At 47.5% G+C, this 375-nt stretch carries 1 rRNA gene; it reads left to right on the top strand.

Features of this window, described 5'->3' with window-relative positions:
- A 16S ribosomal RNA gene (locus QWI17_RS21550) occupies positions 1-375 on the top strand; the annotation flags it as partial.

The raw sequence follows: 375 nt of genomic DNA, 5'->3' as shown, positions 1-375 counted from the left end.
GATAGCCCTTCGAAAGGAGGATTAATACTTTATAATAGAAATCATGGCATCATGAATTTTTGAAAGATTTATCGCAGTAGGATAGGCATGCGTAAGATTAGTTAGTTGGTGAGGTAACGGCTCACCAAGACGATGATCTTTAGGGGGTCTGAGAGGGTGAACCCCCACACTGGTACTGAGACACGGACCAGACTCCTACGGGAGGCAGCAGTGAGGAATATTGGACAATGGGTGGAAGCCTGATCCAGCCATCCCGCGTGTAGGATGACGGCCTTATGGGTTGTAAACTACTTTTATCTGGGGATAAACCTACTTACGTGTAAGTAGCTGAAGGTACCAGAAGAATAAGCACCGGCTAACTCCGTGCCAGCAGCC

Source organism: Gilvimarinus gilvus (assembly GCF_030518155.1).
Lineage (GTDB): Bacteria > Pseudomonadota > Gammaproteobacteria > Pseudomonadales > Cellvibrionaceae > Gilvimarinus > Gilvimarinus gilvus.
Note: the sequence above shows the minus strand (reverse complement) of the source record. Positions and strands in the feature narration are given on the sequence as shown.